This is a genomic window from Belnapia moabensis DSM 16746 (assembly GCF_000745835.1).
In the GTDB taxonomy this organism is placed as follows: domain Bacteria; phylum Pseudomonadota; class Alphaproteobacteria; order Acetobacterales; family Acetobacteraceae; genus Belnapia; species Belnapia moabensis.
Genome location: NZ_JQKB01000269.1, coordinates 1 through 1,517, shown reverse-complemented (window position 1 = coordinate 1,517; position 1,517 = coordinate 1). Strand labels below are relative to the sequence as shown.

Annotated in this window: 1 pseudogene; it reads right to left on the bottom strand. The window is 63.7% G+C overall.

Features of this window, described 5'->3' with window-relative positions:
* Positions 1 to 1,321 precede the first annotated feature (1,321 nt).
* Positions 1,322 to 1,414 (bottom strand): annotated as a pseudogene (locus EP26_RS36590) (IS5/IS1182 family transposase); the annotation flags it as partial.
* Between the last annotated feature and the right edge of the window lie 103 nt (positions 1,415 to 1,517).

Genomic DNA, 1,517 nt, shown 5'->3' with positions numbered 1-1,517 from the left:
ACCGGCATCGGCCGAACGCGCCCGCACAACCAGAACGCGAGCGTACCGCGGCGTCACCAGGCTTCTCGCCCCGCCTCATGAATTTTTCGGGCTAGAAGGCTGAGCGCGAGCTGCGCCGCAACGCGGTCAGCCGAGGTCGAGGTCGAGGTCGAGGTCTAGGTCGAGGTACAGATTGCGCATGAGCCGATTACGATACCGTCTTTGCCGGCACCCAGGTCGAACAAGAGACACTGTTTTCAATTTCGATACTAGCTGGCGCCGCCGCTGTCATTGCTCAATGAGGTGCCCCGCAGGGCACATTCTTACGGCACTGCAGGAGTGGATCCTGTCCGCGTAGCGAGGGCGTAACCCTTGCTCGGTCGAGCGCCGGGCCGAGATGTCCAGGGCAGAGCCGCTCGCCAGGGAAGCCTGGCGAGCGGCTACCGCACCGGATGACAACCGGCTAGGTACCTGACTGGTCCAGCATTATCACGCCCGCCCCGCCACCCGTAATCGCCACCTTTGCCGAGGTCCGCAGCCCGGAGCGGAATGTTGCCTTTATGACAGTGGATGAACTCGCGCCCTTCCGCCGTGACCGGGTCGCCATGCGTGAAGCTATCACCGGCTTCGCCGCCCCGGCCGCAGAATGATACCTCGTCGTGCAATGCGCCGTCCCCCGCCGGTGGTAGCGCCGGCTGGCGGCGGATCTCGTGCCACAGCTTCCGTCCGGCCTGAGCGGGACGGAGATGATGCCGAAGCTACGCTGCAGCCAATGCGGCGAGTTGGTCGCCATTGTCGGACTAAGCGTCCACCGCAGACGCCGAGGGTCGGGGGCGTGTGGCTGCTCCAGCGCGGCACAGGGCAGTGGCGAAGCTGACGCCTCGTCTTCGTCGCCCAACTCGACCAACAAATCCCCAGCTGGAAGGAGCAGGCCGCCGGGAGGATACGGGGCCTGCTGGGGCCGGATGCCCCCCTCAGTCAGCTGTCACCAGTGAGATACCGACTATGAGCGCGAGGATCACCGAGGCGGCGGCCACGGTGAACCATTGAGGCAATGCTGCCGGCGCTGACGCCTGTTATCGAACTGATCTCAGTTGTAGCCCGACCGCATGACCAGAGCAGCAGCACTTCGTCATGCCGCGGGTGCAGGGGACGGCCGCCGCGATGCTTGGGTAGCTCTGTGGCTGGAGGTGCAACCATGCTGCCAGTTAGACATGAAATTCTTACCAGCATTTTGCCGAGGCATCGAAAAGCGATGTTTTCGTTGGCGTGCTAAGCTCGACTCGTATGAGGTGTTTCGGCAAGCGGTGTCGTCATCCTCGCCGTCGGCTTGGCGGGGGGTGAGCCGGGCGATGGTGCGCTCGACAATCCACCGCTTCGGCAGCACCACGAACGTGCGCAACTCGGATTGCTTGACGATCTCGAGGTGGATCTGGTGACAGGTCGTACGCGTCGTGTCGGCCACACGGAAATCAGCTCTTGACGTTGGTCGGTATGCTTCGGGTGCGGTGGTCAGCTACACCGTGCGTTCGCGCCAG